Source organism: Pseudomonas sp. Pseusp16, assembly GCF_047324915.1.
GTDB lineage: Bacteria > Pseudomonadota > Gammaproteobacteria > Pseudomonadales > Pseudomonadaceae > Aquipseudomonas > Aquipseudomonas fluorescens_CD.
On sequence record NZ_CP168522.1, the window covers coordinates 3,831,966 to 3,850,006 of the forward strand.

The 18,041-nt window shown below is 58.6% G+C and carries 16 protein-coding genes; 2 read left to right on the top strand and 14 right to left on the bottom strand.

The window, feature by feature from the left end:
* Positions 1-2 precede the first annotated feature (2 nt).
* The 14 genes from lpxB to rpsB form a co-directional block, all read right to left on the bottom strand.
* Entirely contained in the window at positions 3-1,133 is a 1,131-nt protein-coding gene (lpxB, locus tag ACEN8Q_RS17550) for a lipid-A-disaccharide synthase (protein WP_413703490.1), read from the bottom strand.
* 2 nt (positions 1,134-1,135) lie between these two features.
* The gene (gene lpxA / locus ACEN8Q_RS17555; protein ID WP_008019545.1) at positions 1,136-1,912 is read right to left on the bottom strand and encodes an acyl-ACP--UDP-N-acetylglucosamine O-acyltransferase; all 777 of its coding nucleotides are present in this window, start codon (positions 1,910-1,912) and stop codon (positions 1,136-1,138) included.
* Positions 1,909-2,349 (bottom strand): 3-hydroxyacyl-ACP dehydratase FabZ, encoded by a 441-nt coding sequence (fabZ, locus tag ACEN8Q_RS17560; RefSeq protein WP_007978374.1) that lies wholly within the window; start codon positions 2,347-2,349, stop codon positions 1,909-1,911. The genes lpxA and fabZ overlap by 4 nt, the downstream gene beginning before the upstream one ends.
* Before the next feature lie 108 nt (positions 2,350-2,457).
* Entirely contained in the window at positions 2,458-3,513 is a 1,056-nt protein-coding gene (gene lpxD / locus ACEN8Q_RS17565) for a UDP-3-O-(3-hydroxymyristoyl)glucosamine N-acyltransferase (protein WP_413426577.1), read from the bottom strand.
* Between the two features lie 3 nt (positions 3,514-3,516).
* A complete protein-coding gene (locus tag ACEN8Q_RS17570; protein ID WP_008000031.1) occupies positions 3,517-4,020 on the bottom strand; it encodes an OmpH family outer membrane protein in 504 nt (167 codons plus the stop codon).
* Between the two features lie 45 nt (positions 4,021-4,065).
* Positions 4,066-6,456: an outer membrane protein assembly factor BamA gene (bamA, locus tag ACEN8Q_RS17575; RefSeq protein WP_413426575.1), complete on the bottom strand. Its 2,391-nt coding sequence runs from the start codon at positions 6,454-6,456 to the stop codon at positions 4,066-4,068.
* A 72-nt stretch (positions 6,457-6,528) separates the two neighbouring features.
* Positions 6,529-7,881 (bottom strand): sigma E protease regulator RseP, encoded by a 1,353-nt coding sequence (rseP, locus tag ACEN8Q_RS17580; RefSeq protein WP_413426573.1) that lies wholly within the window; start codon positions 7,879-7,881, stop codon positions 6,529-6,531.
* A gap of 53 nt (positions 7,882-7,934) precedes the next feature.
* Complete coding sequence (ispC, locus tag ACEN8Q_RS17585) at positions 7,935-9,125, bottom strand: 1-deoxy-D-xylulose-5-phosphate reductoisomerase (RefSeq protein WP_413426571.1); 1,191 nt, start codon at positions 9,123-9,125, stop codon at positions 7,935-7,937.
* Complete coding sequence (locus tag ACEN8Q_RS17590; protein WP_413426569.1) at positions 9,122-9,928, bottom strand: phosphatidate cytidylyltransferase; 807 nt, start codon at positions 9,926-9,928, stop codon at positions 9,122-9,124. The genes ispC and ACEN8Q_RS17590 overlap by 4 nt, the downstream gene beginning before the upstream one ends.
* Complete coding sequence (uppS, locus tag ACEN8Q_RS17595; protein ID WP_413426567.1) at positions 9,928-10,683, bottom strand: polyprenyl diphosphate synthase; 756 nt, start codon at positions 10,681-10,683, stop codon at positions 9,928-9,930. The genes ACEN8Q_RS17590 and uppS overlap by 1 nt, the downstream gene beginning before the upstream one ends.
* A gap of 13 nt (positions 10,684-10,696) precedes the next feature.
* Positions 10,697-11,254 (bottom strand): ribosome recycling factor, encoded by a 558-nt coding sequence (gene frr / locus ACEN8Q_RS17600; protein ID WP_008019552.1) that lies wholly within the window; start codon positions 11,252-11,254, stop codon positions 10,697-10,699.
* Positions 11,251-11,994 (bottom strand): UMP kinase, encoded by a 744-nt coding sequence (gene pyrH / locus ACEN8Q_RS17605; RefSeq protein ID WP_008000043.1) that lies wholly within the window; start codon positions 11,992-11,994, stop codon positions 11,251-11,253. Before pyrH ends, frr begins: the two co-directional genes overlap by 4 nt.
* A gap of 210 nt (positions 11,995-12,204) precedes the next feature.
* Positions 12,205-13,068: a translation elongation factor Ts gene (tsf, locus tag ACEN8Q_RS17610; protein ID WP_413426564.1), complete on the bottom strand. Its 864-nt coding sequence runs from the start codon at positions 13,066-13,068 to the stop codon at positions 12,205-12,207.
* A gap of 189 nt (positions 13,069-13,257) precedes the next feature.
* A complete protein-coding gene (gene rpsB / locus ACEN8Q_RS17615) occupies positions 13,258-13,995 on the bottom strand; it encodes a 30S ribosomal protein S2 (protein WP_008019554.1) in 738 nt (245 codons plus the stop codon).
* A 371-nt stretch (positions 13,996-14,366) separates the two neighbouring features.
* On the opposite strand from rpsB, the gene map reads away from it, so the two are divergent.
* Positions 14,367-15,149: a type I methionyl aminopeptidase gene (gene map, locus ACEN8Q_RS17620; protein WP_008000050.1), complete on the top strand. Its 783-nt coding sequence runs from the start codon at positions 14,367-14,369 to the stop codon at positions 15,147-15,149.
* Between the two features lie 41 nt (positions 15,150-15,190).
* The gene (locus ACEN8Q_RS17625) at positions 15,191-17,893 is read left to right on the top strand and encodes a [protein-PII] uridylyltransferase (protein WP_413426562.1); all 2,703 of its coding nucleotides are present in this window, start codon (positions 15,191-15,193) and stop codon (positions 17,891-17,893) included.
* Positions 17,894-18,041 lie beyond the last annotated feature (148 nt).

Sequence of the window (18,041 nt, forward strand, 5' to 3'; positions counted from 1 at the left end):
ACTCATTTCACTTGGCCGATCAGGTTCAGCACTGCATCAGCAGCCTGGTTGGAGGCATCCAGACGCAGGGTCCGGTGAATCTCATCGAAACCGCGGGTCTGCTCTTCCCCACCCTCGATCAATGGTGACAACGTCTTGGCCAGCGCTTCGACCGTGGCATCGTCCTGCAACAACTCGGGCACCAACAGACGCTGGGCCAACAAATTCGGCAACGAAATGTAAGGGCTTTTCACCATGCGCTTGAGAATCCAGAACGTCAGCGGCGCCAGGCGATAGGCGACCACCATCGGCCGCTTGTACAGCAATGCTTCAAGCGTTGCTGTGCCGGAAGCAATCAACACCGCATCGCACGCTGCCAGGGCGAGATGAGACTGTCCATCGAGCAGGGTCAGCGGCAAATCTCGACCGGCCAAAAGCTCTTCGAGCTGTGCCCGACGCTGTGGGCTGGCGCATGGCATGACAAACCGCACCCCCGGGCGCAACGCCCGCAGGCGCTGCGCGGTATCGAGAAACAACGCACCGAGCCGGCCAACTTCACCACCCCGGCTGCCGGGCATCAACGCCACCAGCGGCCCGTCGGGCAAACCGAGTTCGGCCCGTGCAGCAGCGCGATCGGCTTCGAGTGGAATGGCATCGGCCAGGGTATGGCCGACGAACCGCACCGGCACGCCTTTCTCTTCGTAGAATCTGGCTTCGAACGGGAACAGCGTGAGCATCAGGTCGCAGCCTTCGCGAATCTTCAGCACGCGTTTCTGCCGCCAGGCCCAGACCGACGGGCTGACGTAGTGCACGGTCTTGATCCCGGCCTGGCGCAGCTTGAGTTCGATATTGAGGTTGAAGTCGGGTGCATCGATACCGATGAACACGTCCGGCTTCGCGGCGATCAGGTCGGCGACCAGCTTTTTGCGCCGCGCCAGCAACTCGCGCAGGCGACCCAGGACTTCCACCAGCCCCATCACCGACAGACGCTCCATCGGGAAGTACGTGGTCAGGCCCTCGGCCTGCATCAGCGGACCGCCAACACCGATGAATTCGACGGCTGGGTGACGAGCCTTGAGCGCGCGCATGAGGCCTGCACCCAGAATGTCACCGGAAGCCTCACCCGCTACCAGCGCAATACACAGATTGGCCATGATTAGCGGGTAATGCCGCGAGTCGAAGACTGGATGGAGTCACGGAACACCGCCACTTCCGGATACTGGGCCGACGGCTCTGCCAGCTCGGCGAGCGCCTGCTCCACGGTCAGGCCCTGGCGGTACACCACCTTGTAGGCACGACGCAGTGCGTGGATTGCATCTTCGCTGAAACCCCGACGGCGCATGCCCTCGAAGTTCATGCTGCGGGCTTCGGCCGGGTTGCCGAACACCGTGACATACGCAGGAACATCCTTGCCGATCGCCGTCCCCATGCCTGAGAAGCTGTGGGCGCCAATGTGGCAATACTGATGAACCAGGGTGAAGCCGGAGAGGATCGCCCAGTCTTCCACGTGCACATGGCCCGCCAATGCGGTGTTGTTCACCAGGATGCAGTGGTTGCCGATTACGCTGTCGTGGCCGATGTGGGCATACGCCATGATCAGGTTGTGGTCGCCCAGGGTCGTTTCCGAACGGTCCTGGATGGTGCCACGGTGAATCGTCACGCCTTCACGGATGACGTTGTGATCACCAATCACCAGGCGGGTTTCCTCGCCCTTGTACTTCAGGTCAGGTGTGTCTTCACCCACCGAGGAAAACTGGTAGATGCGATTGTGCTTACCGATTCGGGTCGGGCCCTTGAGGATTACGTGTGGCCCGATGACTGTCCCCTCGCCGATTTCCACACCTGCGCCGACGATCGACCACGGGCCGACCTCGACGCCCTCAGCCAGAACGGCTGTCGGATCGATGATTGCACGAGGGTCAATCAAACTCATAGCTTGCGTTCCGCACAGATGATTTCAGCGGAGCAGACAGGCTTGCCATCGACCGAAGCCTGGCATTCGAACTTCCAGATCTGACGCTTGCAGCTGATGAACTTGGCTTCAAGGATCAGTTGATCGCCTGGCAGAACCGGCTGGCGGAAGCGCAGCTTGTCGGAGCCGACGAAGTAATAAAGAGTGCCGTCGGCCGGTTTCACGTCGAGCATTTTGAAACCAAGGATCCCGGCAGCCTGAGCCATGGCCTCGATGATCAATACGCCCGGCATGATTGGATGCGCAGGGAAGTGACCATTGAAGAACGGCTCGTTGATGCTGACATTCTTGTAGGCGCGAATGCGCTTGCCTTCAACATCCAGCTCCACTACCCGGTCCACCAGCAGGAACGGGTAACGGTGAGGCAGGTATTCGCGAATCTCGTTGATGTCCATCATTTCGGGGGGAAGCCTATGTAAAGATTGGGAGCGCGCGACTGACGCACGTTCCGCTAGCAAATCAAGGAGGCAGTCTAGCGGCTGTGCACACTTGATATGGAAATGGTATCAGCCATCTGATGAAGCATTACCGTCAGGGGTCACTTCCCCTACTTGCTTTTCCAGCTGACGCAGACGCCGGGCGATGTCATCTAGCTGACGAATGCGTGCCGCGCTTTTGCGCCACTCGGCTGCCGGCTGCATGGCCGTACCGGAAGAATAGGCGCCTGGCTCGGTAATCGAGTGGGTCACCATGGTCATCCCGGTGAGGAAAACGTTGTCGCAAATTTCAATATGGCCCACCAGGCCTACACCACCGGCGAGCATGCAATGCTTGCCGATTTTGGTGCTGCCGGAGATCCCGACGCACGCCGCCATGGCGGTGTGATCACCGACCTGAACGTTGTGGGCAATCTGAATCTGGTTATCGAGTTTCACGCCATTGCCAATGATGGTATCGGCCAACGCGCCGCGGTCTATAGCGGTGTTCACGCCAATTTCCACATCATCGCCGATCAGCACACCACCAATCTGGGCAATTTTCTGCCAGATGCCTTTTTCATTGGCAAAACCGAAGCCTTCGCCGCCGAGCACTGCACCGGACTGAATGACAACCCGCTTGCCGACGCGAACGTCGTGATACAAGGTCACACGCGGCGCGAGCCAGCCACCCTCACCCACCACGCTGCGAGCGCCGATGAAGCAATGCGCGCCGACAGTCGTACCGGCTGCAACCTGCGCACCACTTTCGATCACCACAAACGCACCGATACTCGCCGCAGGATCGACCACTGCATCCGCGGCGATCACCGCCGTTGGATGTATGCCGGCGGCGGCCTTGGGCTTTGGATCGAACAGGTGGGAAACACGTGCGTAGGCCGCGTAAGGATCCGGCACCACCAGCACATCCCCGGAATGACCTTCGGCGTCAGCGGCTTTCAGCAACAGGGCTGCCGCCTGACTGCCTGCCAGGTATTTACGGTATTGGGGGTTTGCAAGAAAGCTCAACTGAGCTGGGCCAGCCTCCTGCAAGGTGGCTAGCCCAGTAATTGCTTTCTCGGGGTCGCCACGTAGCGTGGCGCCGAGGAACTCGGCCAGCTGGCCGAGCTTAATGGTCACGGTCATGGATTACTTCAGCTGATTCATGCGCTCGATAACCTGGCGAGTGATGTCGTACTGAGGCTTGACATCAATCACTGCGCCACGCTCGAAGACCAGGTCATAAGCACCTTTCTTGATGACTTCTTCCACAGCGCTGTCCAGTTTCGGCTTGAGCTGCTTCAGCATTTCACGGTCGGCAACGGCTTTGGCTTCGTTCAGTTCCTTGGACTGGAACTGGAAGTCACGGGCCTTTTGCTTGAATTCAAGCTCCAGACGCTCGCGCTCGCCTTGCTGCATTTTGTCGCCACCGGCCATCAGGCGGTCCTGAATACCCTTGGCGCTGCTTTCCAGCGTCTTGAGCTTGGTCAGCTGAGGGCCGAACTTCTTCTCGGCATCCACGGCGTACTTCTTGGCCGCGTCAGACTCCAACAGAGCCATCTGATAGTTCAGAACGGCAATTTTCATGTCGGCAAATGCCGGACCAGCGACCAGTACGCTGGCCAGGAGAACCAATTGAGTCAACTTACGCACGATGCACTCCTACAAAATTCATTGTCGTTATCTTGGGTCAGACGCTTAGAACGTCTGGCCGAGGGAAAATTGGAACACTTGAGTCTCAGCGTTATCCGGTTTCTTGACCGGCATGGCCAACGCGAAGCTCAGAGGACCCAGCGCAGTTACCCACGTCACACCTACCCCCACGGAACTGGCCAGGTTGCTGAGGCTGACATCGTTACACTGCGTATTGGACTTCGACGCAGGGTTGGTGTTGGTCGTCTGCTGGCACTTGGAGTCGAATACGTTACCCACATCCCAGAAAACCGAGGTACGCAGGGATCGCTGATCCTTGACGAACGGCATCGGGAACAGAACCTCTGCACCACCTTGAATCAGGACGTTACCACCGAACGGCAGTGGATCCTGATCCGGGTCAGCAAGAGTGCCCGGGTTGCCAGTACTGCCTGCGCCACGGCTCGGAGTACTGCGCGGCCCCAATGTACTGTCCTTGAAGCCACGAACCGAGTTGAAACCACCAGCATAGTAGTTTTCATAGAATGGCAAGCCGTCGGTCGAACCATAACCGTCGCCATAACCCAATTCAGTGTGCAGGCGCATGGTGTAGTTTTCAGACAGTGGCTGGAACAACTGGCCACGGTAATCGAGTTTGAAGAACGACAGGTCGCTACCCGGTACGGTGGCTTCCGCCGTCAAGCTTTGAGAATGACCACGGGTCGCCAATACGCCTTTGTTCAGGGTGGATTCGGACCAGCCGGCCGAAGCCTTGAAGTTCAGGTACTGATCGCCTTCACGGTTAACGAAGTCGAAAATCTCGTCGACGGTGTATTGACCGGTCTTGATCTTGTCCTGTTGCGCAGTCAGGCCGAAGGTCAGGCGTGAAGTCTCGCTGATCGGGTAACCGACGCTCACGCCAGCACCCATGCTGTCAACGGCATAGCTCGCCACATCGACGTCGAGGTCGTTGTAGTCGGTGGTGCGGTAGAAGGCGTTGTAACCCAGGCTCACGCCATCGGCGGTCCAGTAGGGGTCGACAAAACCGAAGTTGTAACGCGTCTGGTATTGGCTTTTGGTCAAGCCGATGCTGACCTTGTTACCGGTACCCAGGAAGTTGTTCTGGGTGATCGAACCACCGAGGATCAGGCCGGCGCTCTGGGCGAAACCGACGCTGGCGGTGATCGAACCGGAGGCTTGTTCTTCAACGCTGTAGTTGACATCGACCTGGTCATCGACACCCGGCACCGCCGGTGTCTCGACGTTGACTTCCTTGAAGAAGCCCAGACGCTCCAGACGGGTCTTGGATTGGTCGATCAGGTAGGTCGAAGCCCAGCCGCCTTCCATCTGACGCATCTCACGGCGCAGCACTTCGTCCTCGGACTTGGTGTTGCCACGGAAGTTGATGCGGTTCACGTAAGCACGCTTGCCCGGATCGACCGCGAACAGGATGTCTACGGTGTGATCTTCATCGTGCGGTTGAGGCACGCCGTTGACGTTGGCGAAGGTATAACCTTCGTTACCCAGACGACGGGTGATCAGTTCGGAGGTGGTGGTCATCAGCTTGCGCGAGAACACCTGGCCTTTTTGCACCAGCAGCAGGGACTTGACCTGGTCTTCAGGGACTTTCAGGTCGCCGCTGAGCTTGACGTCACGAACGGTGTATTTCTCGCCCTCGTTGACGTTGACGGTGATGTAGACGTGTTTCTTGTCCGGCGTAATGGAAACCTGGGTCGAAGCGATATCCATGTTGATATAGCCACGGTCCAGGTAGTAGGAACGCAGGCGCTCCAGGTCACCGGAGAGTTTTTCACGGGCGTACTTGTCGTCGTTCTTGAAGAACGACAACCAGTTGGTGGTCTTGAGTTCGAACAGGTCGATCAGGTCTTCATCGGGGAAAACCGTGTTGCCCACCACGTTGATGTGCTGGATGGCTGCAACGGTACCTTCGTTGATATTGACCTTCAGGCCAACCCGGTTACGCGGCTGCGGCACCACTTCGGTATCGACGGTGGCCGAGTAGCGACCCTGGGCGACGTACTGGCGCTGCAGTTCGTTACGTACACCTTCAAGGGTGGCACGCTGGAAGATCTCGCCTTCGGCCAGACCGGATTGCTTGAGGCCTTTCATCAGGTCTTCGGTAGAGATCGCCTTGTTGCCTTCGATCTCGATACTGGCGACAGACGGACGTTCGACTACAGTGATGACCAGGACGTTGCCATCGCGGCCCAGCTGGATATCTTGAAAGAAACCGGTTTTGAACAACGCACGAGTGGATTCCACCAGGCGTCGATCATCCGCCTGTTCACCGACGTTCAACGGCAAAGCACCAAAGACGCTACCCGCGGAGACCCGCTGGAGGCCATTGACGCGAATATCAGAGATAGTGAAGGACTCGGCGTGAACTTCGGCGATCATCAATACGGTGAGAACCGCAGTTAGCAGCAGACGTTTCATGAAGTCCTTTCTTATTCCAACTGGCAATAAACAAACTGCCGCAAAATGCGGCAGATTCGCAATTCAGCGACGTTACAGACGACCCAGATCATTGACCAGAGCAAGCAACATCACTCCGATCACCAAACTGATACCGATCTGTATCCCCCAACCTTGCACCCGATCCGACAAGGGGCGACCACGCGCCCACTCGATCAGATAAAACAACAAATGCCCCCCATCCAGCACAGGAATGGGCAGCAAATTCAGAACCCCCAGGCTAATACTCAGATAAGCAAGGAAATTCAGGAAATCAGCAACACCCGACTGGGCCGAAGCGCCCGCCACTTTAGCAATGGTTATCGGTCCACTCAAGTTTTTTACCGAGAGCTCACCGAACAACATTTTCTTCAGTGAATCGAGGGTCAGCACGCTCATGGTCCAGGTGCGTCGGGCACCCTCGCCAATCGCTGCCAATGGCCCATAACTGACCTCGCGGATCATTTCCGGTGGCCAATCGACAGCCTTCACCCCTGCCCCCAGGTAACCGCTGGGTGACTTGCTCTCGCCGCGAGCGGCCAGCGTCACCGGGACGTCGATTTGAGCACCGTCACGCTCGACCCGCAGCATGATTTTGGTATCAGGATGCATACGCACGGTATCGACGACCTGCTGCCAGTCATCCAGCGTATGACCATCGAGCGCCAGTAACCGGTCGCCGGTCTTCAGGCCGGCAGCCTGAGCTGGCCCCTTTGGATCGATTTCGGCCAGCACAGGCGGCAACGCCGGACGCCACGGGCGAATCCCCAACGAACGGATAGGGTCAGGCTCGTTAGCCCCTTTGAGCCACTTGTCCAGCGCAAGTTCTCGAGGAGAATCGGTCGTGGAGCCTTGTTCGCGAACCATTACCTGCAACGAGCCGCTTTCGCCCAGACGACGAACCAGTTGCAGATTCACCTCCGCCCAGCCGGAAGTCGCTTCGCCATCAATGGCCACGATCTCCTCACCCGGGTTCAAACCCGCCTTGGCCGCAATACTGCCAGACTCCACAGCCCCGATGACCGGACGCACCTGCTCGCTGCCGAGCATTGCCAATCCCCAGAAAAAAAACAGTGCCAGCAGGAAGTTGGCAATCGGCCCCGCCGCTACGATGGCAATGCGCTGACGAACGGATTTGCGATTGAAGGCTTGATCAAGCTTATCGAGCGGCACTTCACCTTCGCGCTCGTCGAGCATTTTCACGTAGCCACCCAACGGGATGGCAGCAACGACAAATTCGGTGCCTTGCCTGTCGTGCCAGCGCAGCAACGGCATGCCGAAGCCAACGGAGAAGCGCAGTACCTTGACCCCACAGCGACGTGCGACCCAAAAATGGCCGAACTCGTGGAAGGTAACCAGCACACCCAGTGCGACCAGGGTGCCGACAATCATATAGAGCGCGCTCATCTACTTTCTCCGCAAACCTGTCCGCTGCTGCCTGGGTCAACTATCCGCAGCATTTACCGCCCGTGCCGGCTCAACCATTGTCCGGCCAGCAATCGCGCCTTTGCGTCTGCCGTGAACACTGCATCGAGATCGTCCACTGCCACTACGGGCTCAAGATTCAGTACTTCCTCGATGATACTCGCGATTTCCGGATATCGAACCCGCTCGTCGAGAAATGCCGCCACTGCCACTTCATTCGCCGCATTAAGCATCGCCGGTGCGCTGTTACCCGCCTCGGCCGCCTGACGGGCCAGGCGCAGGCAAGGGAAACGCTCTTCATCGGGCGCCTCGAAGTCCAGCCGTGCAATGGCAAACAGATCCAGAGGCGCCACACCCGAGTCGATCCGCTCCGGCCAGGCCAGGGCATTGGCGATGGGCGTGCGCATGTCCGGATTACCCAGCTGCGCGAGGACAGAACCATCGACATAGTCGACCAACGAATGGATCACACTTTGCGGGTGAATCACCACCTCGACCTGCGCCGGCCTGGCATCGAACAGCCAGCAGGCTTCGATCAACTCAAGCCCCTTGTTCATCATGCTGGCCGAGTCAACGGAGATTTTTCGCCCCATGGACCAGTTCGGATGCGCGCACGCCTGATCAGGTGAAACATGCGCCAGTTCAGCCATTGGCGTCTGCCGGAACGGACCTCCGGAAGCCGTGAGCAAGATCCGACGCACACCGACCGCCTCAAGGCCACGGGCATAATCGAGCGGCATGCACTGGAAAATCGCGTTGTGCTCGCTATCGATCGGCAGCAACACCGACCCACTTTTGCGCACCGCCTGCATGAACAGTGCGCCGGACATGACCAACGCTTCCTTGTTGGCCAGGAGGATCTTTTTGCCAGCCTCGACTGCCGCCAGTGTCGGGCGCAACCCCGCTGCACCGACGATGGCCGCCATGACCGTATCGACTTCCGGATCGGAAGCGACCTGACACAAACCCTCCTCACCCACCAGAACACGGGTCGAAAGACCCGCCGCGCGCAAATCATCCTGCAAGGTGCGGGCAGCAGCGACCTCAGGCACGACAGCGAACCGCGGGACATGGCGCACGCAGAGCGCCAGCAACTCACTCAAGCGAGTGAAGCCACTCAATGCAAAGACCTGATAACGATCAGGATGGCGAGCGATGACGTCGAGCGTACTCAAGCCAATCGAGCCGGTCGCACCCAGAACGGTAATCTGTTGCGGGCGGCTCATGGTGCCGCCATCCACAACAGTACGGCGAACACCGGAATCGCTGCCGTCAGGCTGTCGATACGATCCAGCACGCCACCGTGACCCGGAAGCAGGCTGCTGCTGTCCTTGATCCCGGACTGGCGCTTGAACATGCTTTCAGTGAGATCGCCCACCACCGAAATGAACACGATCAGCGCGGCACCGATCAGCCCTTTGAACAGTTCGGCCACCGTCCAGTCGCGCACCAGGCCAACGAATGTGGTAATGACCAGACTCAGCGCCAGCCCACCGTACACGCCTTCCCAGCTTTTGCCCGGACTGACCTGCGGTGCGAGCTTGCGCTTGCCGAAAGCACGACCGGAGAAGTAGGCACCAATATCGGCACCCCAGACCAACACCATCACCGCCAGGATCAGCAAGTTACCCAGCGGGTATTGCTTGATCTGCACCAGACCTTGCCACGCCGGCAGGAGAATCAACAGGCCGATCACCAGCCTGGTCGCCGCATTGGACCAATGCTCGCTCGAACGCGGATAGGTCAGCACCAGATACGTCGCCACCGCCCACCACAATACCGAAGCACCCAACACCCAAGGCGCGAGGCCGGGCAGGATGTACATGAGGAACAGCATCAAAGCGACCACGGCGGCATAGCCAACGCGGAACGCTTGACCGGCGAAACCCGCCAGTCGAGCCCATTCCCAGGCACCAAGGGTTACGACCAGCCCGATGAACAGTGCAAAACCGGAACCTTCAAGCAGGAAAAACCCGCACAGGGCAATCGGCAGCAGGATCAGCGCGGTGATGATTCGTTGTTTAAGCATTAAACCCGGGCTCCAGCCTCGACCTGCTCGCTCGTTTTACCGAAGCGGCGCTGGCGGGAAGCGAAATCAGCCAGCGCATTGCGCATGGCATCGTGTTTGAAGTCCGGCCAGAACAGGTCGGAGAAATACAACTCGGCATAGGCCAGCTGCCAGAGCAGGAAGTTGCTGATGCGGTGCTCGCCACCGGTACGGATACACAGGTCCGGCAGCGGCAGGTCACCCGTGACCAGGCAGGTCTGCAGCAGATCAGGCGTGATGTCTTCCGGACGCAAGTGTCCGGCCTGAACCTCTCGCGCCAGTCGTTGCGCAGCTTGTGCGATATCCCACTGACCGCCGTAATTGGCGGCGATCTGCAGGATAAAACGATTGGCGCCAACGGTCATGGCTTCAGCTTCGCGCATGGCAGCCTGCAGCTCGGGATGAAAGCGCGAGCGGTCACCAATGATGCGCAGGCTGATGTTGTTGTCGTTGAGGCGCTTGGCCTCACGACGTAGCGCCTTGAAGAACAGATCCATCAAGGCGCTGACCTCATCGGCCGGACGCTGCCAGTTCTCGCTGGAAAAGGCGAACAGGGTCAGCACTTCGACCTTGGCCTCGGCGCAGACTTCAATGACCGCACGCACCGCATCCACACCCGCTTTATGCCCGGCGACACCCGGCATAAAGCGCTTTTTCGCCCAGCGATTGTTACCATCCATGATGATCGCGACATGGCGCGGCACCGCGGACGGTGCAGTCTGCTTAGTCTTTTCCATGAAAACGCGACCCTTATACGGCCATCAGGTCTTTTTCTTTCTCTGCCAGCTTCGCGTCGATTTCAGCCACGAACTTCTTGGTCAGATCGTCGATCTCGCCAGTGGCGCGACGCTCTTCGTCTTCACTGATCTCTTTTTCCTTGACCAGATCTTTCAACGAGCTGTTGGCATCGCGACGGATGTTGCGCACGGCAACACGAGCGTCTTCTGCCACGTCACGGGCCTGCTTGGTGAAACCACGGCGGGTTTCTTCGGTCAGGGCCGGCATGCTGATCAACAGCAGCTCGCCGAGGTTGGTCGGGTTCAAGTTCAGACCCGCACTGCCGATAGCCTTGTCGACTGCGCCGAGCATGTTGCGCTCGAAGGCAACGACTTGCAGGGTACGGGCGTCCTTGACGGTGATGTTGGCCACTTGCTTGATCGGGGTGTCAGCGCCGTAGTACGGCACCATCACGCCTTCCAGGATGCTCGGGTGCGCCTGGCCGGTACGAATGCGGCCGAAGTTGTGCGACAGGGACTCCACAGACTTCTGCATGCGCTCTTTAGCGTCTTTCTTGATTTCGTTGATCATTGTTCGCCTTCCTCGATCAGGGTTCCTTCAGCGCCGCCATGCACGATGTTCAGCAGGGCGCCGGGCTTGTTCATGTTAAATACGCGTAGCGGCATTTTATGGTCGCGGCACAGGCAAATGGCCGTCAGATCCATCACACCCAGCTTGCGATCCAGCACTTCATCGTAGGTCAGATGATCGAACTTCTCGGCATGCGGGTCTTTGAACGGGTCAGCGGTGTAGACGCCATCGACCTTGGTCGCCTTGAGCACGACATCGGCATCGATTTCGATTGCACGCAGGCAGGCAGCCGAATCCGTCGTAAAGAACGGGTTGCCGGTACCGGCCGCGAAAATCACCACGTCCTTGGAGTTCAAGTGGCGCATGGCCTTGCGGCGATCATAGTGATCGGTCACGCCAACCATGGAAATAGCGGACATCACGATGGCCGAGATGTTGGCGCGCTCAAGGGCGTCGCGCATGGCCAGGGCATTCATCACAGTGGCCAGCATGCCCATGTGGTCGCCCGTGACCCGGTCCATGCCAGCCTTGCTCAGCGCTTCACCGCGGAACAGGTTGCCACCACCGATAACCAGACCGACCTGAACACCGATGCCGACCAGCTGGCCAACTTCCAATGCCATGCGATCCAGAACTTTCGGGTCGATCCCGAACTCCTCCGAGCCCATCAGGGCCTCGCCGCTAAGCTTGAGTAGAATGCGTTTATAGCGAGCCTGATAACCACTGCCCTGCTGAGCCATTGCGAATCTCTCCTGCGGCGTATTTTAAAAATTCTTTGCGAGCTGTTTACAGCTGGCTGTTCAATCTAGCTTGGCGCTGCTTCAGCGCCATCGGAACATGGCTTTGTAAGCCAGTTCCAAAAGGAAACCAATTAAAAATTGGTGCCCCATCTGAAAAGAGGCTGCGCGCGTGAGCGGGCAGCCTCTTCTGGGCGACAGTTAAAAACCGTCTTATTGCTTGGCGGCAGCCAGCTGGGCAGCAACTTCTTCTGCGAAGTTGTCCACTGGCTTCTCGATGCCTTCGCCGACTTTGAAGTAGGTGAAGGAAACGATTTCAGCGCCGGCTTTCTTGGCCAGGGCACCCACGGTGAGTTCCGGGTTCATCACGAAAGCTTGCTCAACCAGGCTGGCTTCAGCCAGGAACTTGGTGATACGGCCGGCAATCATCTTCTCGACGATTTCAGCAGGCTTGCCTTTCATCTTGTCTTCGTTCAGCTGCAGGAATACAGCTTTCTCGCGCTCGATGGCTTCGGCAGAAACCTGCGATGGCAGCAGGAACTCAGGGTTGCTGGCTGCTACGTGCATGGCGATTTCTTTGGCCAGTTGGACGTCGCCGCCCTTCAGGACAACAGCAACGCCGATCTTGTTACCGTGCAGGTAGGTACCAACGACGTCACCTTCAACGCGAACCAGGCGACGGATGTTGACGTTTTCGCCAACTTTGGCCACCAGGGCTTCACGAGCCGATTCACGAGAAGCGATCAGCGGAGCTGCGTCAGTCAGCTTCTCGGCGAAGGCTTGCTCAACGCTTTCAGCTACGAAGTTTTTGAAGTCGTCTTGCAGGGCCAGGAAGTCGGTCTGCGAGTTCACTTCCAGCAGTACGGCGGACTTGTCGTCGGCCTTGATGGCGATTGCGCCTTCAGCGGCAACGTTGCCGGCTTTCTTGGCAGCCTTGATGGCGCCCGAAGCACGCATGTCATCAATGGCTTTCTCGATGTCGCCGCCAGCCTTGGTCAAGGCCTTTTTGCAGTCCATCATGCCTTCGCCGGTACGCTCGCGCAGTTCTTTGACCAACGCTGCAGTAATCTCTGCCATTTCAAAATCCTCTTGGATAGGTTTTCAACCATTCCACCCGATCGAACGGGCGATCAATTCTTCCCGAACCACCCTTGTTAGCTGCCGCACGTTACAGATAGAGCAGTGGGCGCCGACAAATGGTTTTCGAGGTGGCAAAAAGGGGGCCAAGCCCCCTTTTTGCTTACTGAGTCAACGCCAAGGCGTCAATTACTCAGCTGCTGCTACCGGAGCTTCGTCAACGAATACTTCGGTGCCGCCGGCAACGTTGTTGCGACCGCGGATTACAGCGTCAGCCATCGAACCCATGTACAGCTGGATAGCGCGGATTGCGTCATCGTTGCCTGGGATGATGTAGTCAACGCCTTCCGGGCTGCTGTTGGTATCGACTACGCCGATAACCGGGATGCCCAGCTTGTTGGCTTCGGTGATCGCGATGCGCTCGTGATCAACGTCGATAACGAACAGAGCGTCTGGCAGACCGCCCATGTCCTTGATACCACCCAGGGAACGATCCAGCTTTTCCAGGTCACGAGTGCGCATCAGCGCTTCTTTCTTGGTCAGCTTGGCGAAAGTACCGTCTTCGGCTTGAACTTCAAGGTCACGCAGACGCTTGATGGAAGCACGGATGGTTTTGAAGTTGGTCAGCATGCCGCCCAACCAGCGGTGATCGACGTACGGCGAACCGCAACGTGCTGCTTCTTCAGCAACGATCTTGCCAGCGGAACGCTTGGTGCCGACGAACAGAATCTTGTTTTTGCCCTGGGCCAGACGCTCTACGAAAGTCAGAGCTTCGTTGAACATTGGCAGGGTTTTTTCAAGGTTGATGATGTGGATCTTGTTACGCGCGCCGAAAATGTACTTGCCCATTTTCGGGTTCCAGTAACGGGTCTGGTGACCGAAGTGCACACCGGCCTTCAGCATATCGCGCATGTTGACTTGGGACATGATAGTTCCTTAATAAGTCGGGTTTGGCCTCCACGTATCCCAATGACCAACCAGCAGCATCAGCTGAAGGCACCCAGGTCATCGTGTCGACACGTGTGTGGATTTAGGCTTTTCGGGACATCCCCGGAAAGCGGCGCATTTTATACCACAAGGCAGGGCAAAACGGAACCCGGATTCTGAAATCCTGGCGGGCACTTTGCTCCACCCCTTGGAATCCGCCAAGAATGCACCATTCTATAAAGAGAAGCGATGCACACAGGCGCAGATTTGCGCTGATCGTCTGGTAGAATCGCATTTTTCAGGGCTGCGAAGATCGATCGCGCAATGCCCTTTTCGTTTGGAAAGCGCCATCGAGCGCAGAGAGAGCCTGTATGACCGTCACCCTCAAAACCCCCGAGGATATCGCCAAGATGCGTATCGCCGGCAAACTGGCCGCCGATGTGCTGGAAATGATTGCCGAATATGTCAAACCGGGCGTTACCACCGATCAACTGAACCAGATCTGTCACGACTATATCGTCAATGAGCAGAAAGCCATCCCTGCCCCGCTCAACTACAAGGGCTATCCAAAGTCGATCTGCACGTCGATCAACCATGTGGTCTGCCACGGCATCCCGAACGACAAGCCGTTGAAGGATGGCGACACCCTGAACATCGACGTCACCGTCATCAAGGACGGCTACCACGGCGATACCAGCCGCATGTTCCATGTCGGCAACGTGCCGGTCTGGGCCGAGCGCCTGTCCCAGGTGACCCAGGAATGCATGTACAAGGCGATTGAAATCGTCAAGCCTGGCTGCCGCCTGGGCGACATCGGCGAAATCATCCAGAAGCACGCTGAAAAGAACGGTTTCTCGGTGGTTCGCGAATTCTGCGGTCACGGCATCGGCAAGGTGTTCCACGAAGAGCCGCAGATCCTGCACTACGGCCGCGCTGGCACCGGCATGGAACTCAAGGCCGGCATGACCTTCACCATCGAGCCGATGATCAACCAGGGCAAGGCCGACACCAAGGTACTGGGCGACGGCTGGACCGCGATCACCAAGGACCGCAAGCTCTCGGCACAGTGGGAACACACCCTGCTGGTGACCGAAACCGGTTACGAGATCTTCACCCTGCGCAGCGATGACACCATCCCTCGCGTTTCGGCCTGATCCCGTTACCGTACATCGCCTATAGAAAGGAAAGCCAATCGATGCCGCAGGTGGATCCCGAACTCTTCGATCGCGGCCAGTTCCAAGCTGAACTGGCCCTGAAGGCAAGCCCGATCGCGGCCTTCAAGAAGGCGATCCGCCAGGCCCGCGAGGTGCTCGACGAGCGTTTTCGCAGCGGCCGGGACATTCGCCGGCTGATTGAGGATCGCGCCTGGTTTGTCGATAACATCCTGCAAAAGGCGTGGAACCAGTTCAGCTTGAGTTCCGAAGCCGGCATTGCACTGGTCGCGGTCGGTGGCTACGGCCGCGGCGAATTGCACCCTTATTCCGATATCGACTTGCTGATCCTGCTGGACAGCGCCGACCACGAAGTTTTCCGCGATTCCATAGAGCGTTTTCTGACGCTGTTGTGGGACATCGGCCTGGAGGTCGGCCAGAGCGTTCGCTCGGTCGACGAGTGCGCCGTCGAGGCCCGCGCCGACCTGACGGTCGTCACCAACCTGATGGAAAGCCGCACCATCGCCGGCCCCGAGCATTTGCGCCAGCGCATGCTGGACGTCACCAGCACCGCGCACATGTGGCCGAGCAAGGACTTCTTCCTGGCCAAGCGTGCCGAACAAAAGGCCCGCCACCACAAGTACAACGACACCGAATACAACCTGGAACCCAACGTCAAAGGCTCTCCCGGCGGCTTGCGGGATATCCAGACGATTCTCTGGGTGGCCCGTCGCGAGTACGGCACCCTGAACCTGCGGGCACTGGCTGGTGAAGGATTCCTGGTCGAGAGTGAAAACGCCCTGCTCGCCTCTTCCCAGGAGTTCCTGTGGAAGGTTCGTTATGCCCTGCACATGCTCGCCGGTCGTGCCGAAGACCGCCTGCTGTTCGATCACCAGCGCACCATTGCCGGGCTGCTGGGCTTCAAGGGCGACGACGCCAAGCAAGCCGTCGAAAACTTCATGCAGCAGTATTACCGGGTGGTGATGAGCATCGCCCAGCTCAGCGACCTGATCATCCAGCACTTCGAGGAAGTCATCCTCGCACCGGAAGACGAAGCGCCACCACAACCGATCAACTCGCGCTTCCAGTTGCATGACGGCTACATCGAAGCACGCAACGACAACGTCTTCCGCCGCACGCCGTTCGCCATGCTCGAAATATTCGTGCTGATGGCCCAGCAGCCGGAAATCAAGGGCGTGCGCGCCGACACCATTCGTCTGCTGCGGGAAAACCGCCACCTGATCGACGACGACTTCCGCAACGATATTCGCAACACCAGCCTGTTCATCGAGCTGTTCAAGTGCAAGATCGGCATCCACCGCAATCTGCGGCGGATGAACCGTTACGGCATCCTTGGGCGTTACCTGCCCGAATTCGGCTTTATCGTCGGACAAATGCAACATGACCTGTTCCACATCTATACGGTCGATGCCCACACCCTGAACCTGATCAAGCACCTGCGTAAGTTGCAGTACACCAAGGTGTCGGAAAAATTCCCGCTGGCCAGCAAGCTCATGGGCAAGCTGCCCAAGCCAGAGCTGATTTACATGGCCGGCCTGTACCACGACATCGGCAAGGGCCGGCATGGCGATCACTCGGACATCGGCGCCGTGGATGCCGAGGCCTTTTGCCAGCGCCATCAACTGCCCACATGGGACAGCCGCCTGATCGTGTGGCTGGTGCAAAACCACCTTGTGATGTCGACAACTGCCCAGCGCAAGGACCTGTCCGACCCGCAGGTGATCCACGATTTCGCACAGATCGTCGGCGACGAAACCCGCCTCGACTACCTGTATGTGCTGACCGTCGCCGACATCAACGCCACCAACCCGACGCTGTGGAACTCCTGGCGCGCCAGCCTGCTGCGCCAGCTCTACACCGAGACCAAGCGCGCGCTGCGTCGTGGCCTGGAGAACCCGGTGGATCGCGAAGAGCAGATCCGCCAGACCCAAAGCGCGGCCCTGGATATCCTGGTGCGCGGCGGCACCGACCCGGACGATGTCGAGCAACTGTGGGCGCAATTGGGTGACGACTATTTCCTGCGTCACACCGCCGGCGATGTGGCCTGGCACAGCGACGCGATCCTCCAGCAACCGGCCGACGGCGGGCCACTGGTACTGATCAAGGAAACCACCCAGCGCGAGTTCGAAGGCGGAACACAGATCTTCATCTACGCCCCCGACCAGCACGACTTCTTTGCCGTGACCGTGGCTGCGATGGACCAGCTCAACCTGAACATTCACGACGCCCGGGTCATCACCTCCAGCAGCCAGTTCACCCTCGACACCTATATCGTGCTCGACACCGACGGCGACTCGATTGGCGATAACCCGGCACGGATCAAGCAAATCCGCGACGGCCTGACCGAAGCCCTGCGCAACCCGGACGACTACCCGACCATCATCCAGCGCCGGGTGCCCCGTCAGCTCAAGCATTTCGCCTTTGCGCCACAAGTGACGATCCACAACGACGCCCAGCGCCAGGTGACGGTGCTGGAACTCACGGCGCCTGACCGCCCGGGCCTGCTGGCGCGGATTGGGACGATTTTCCTGGAGTTCGATCTGTCACTGCAAAATGCCAAGATCGCCACCCTCGGCGAGCGCGTGGAAGACGTGTTCTTCATCACCGACGCCAACAATCTGCCGTTGTCCGACCCGCTGCTGTGTAGCCGCCTGCAGGATGCGATCGTCGAACAACTGAGCGTCAACCAGGAACCGGATATCAAACTGTCGCGCATCAGCATCTGAATCAACAACGGCCCGCCCTTATGTAGGGGCGAGCCTGCTCGCGATGAACTCAAATACACCGCGTTATCCTGGCAAGAACGCGTTATCGTTGACGACCATCGCGAGCAAGCTCGCTCCTACAGGGACCAGCGCCGCTCCAACACCGAAC

Coding starts and splice junctions, on each gene's coding strand:
- lpxB (WP_413703490.1), bottom strand. CDS start 1,133: ATGGCCAATCTGTGTATTGCGCTGGTAGCGGGTGAGGCTTCCGGTGAC.
- lpxA (WP_008019545.1), bottom strand. CDS start 1,912: ATGAGTTTGATTGACCCTCGTGCAATCATCGATCCGACAGCCGTTCTG.
- fabZ (WP_007978374.1), bottom strand. CDS start 2,349: ATGATGGACATCAACGAGATTCGCGAATACCTGCCTCACCGTTACCCG.
- lpxD (WP_413426577.1), bottom strand. CDS start 3,513: ATGACCGTGACCATTAAGCTCGGCCAGCTGGCCGAGTTCCTCGGCGCC.
- bamA (WP_413426575.1), bottom strand. CDS start 6,456: ATGAAACGTCTGCTGCTAACTGCGGTTCTCACCGTATTGATGATCGCC.
- rseP (WP_413426573.1), bottom strand. CDS start 7,881: ATGAGCGCGCTCTATATGATTGTCGGCACCCTGGTCGCACTGGGTGTG.
- ispC (WP_413426571.1), bottom strand. CDS start 9,125: ATGAGCCGCCCGCAACAGATTACCGTTCTGGGTGCGACCGGCTCGATT.
- ACEN8Q_RS17590 (WP_413426569.1), bottom strand. CDS start 9,928: ATGCTTAAACAACGAATCATCACCGCGCTGATCCTGCTGCCGATTGCC.
- uppS (WP_413426567.1), bottom strand. CDS start 10,683: ATGGAAAAGACTAAGCAGACTGCACCGTCCGCGGTGCCGCGCCATGTC.
- frr (WP_008019552.1), bottom strand. CDS start 11,254: ATGATCAACGAAATCAAGAAAGACGCTAAAGAGCGCATGCAGAAGTCT.
- pyrH (WP_008000043.1), bottom strand. CDS start 11,994: ATGGCTCAGCAGGGCAGTGGTTATCAGGCTCGCTATAAACGCATTCTA.
- tsf (WP_413426564.1), bottom strand. CDS start 13,068: ATGGCAGAGATTACTGCAGCGTTGGTCAAAGAACTGCGCGAGCGTACC.
- rpsB (WP_008019554.1), bottom strand. CDS start 13,995: ATGTCCCAAGTCAACATGCGCGATATGCTGAAGGCCGGTGTGCACTTC.
- map (WP_008000050.1), top strand. CDS start 14,367: ATGACCGTCACCCTCAAAACCCCCGAGGATATCGCCAAGATGCGTATC.
- ACEN8Q_RS17625 (WP_413426562.1), top strand. CDS start 15,191: ATGCCGCAGGTGGATCCCGAACTCTTCGATCGCGGCCAGTTCCAAGCT.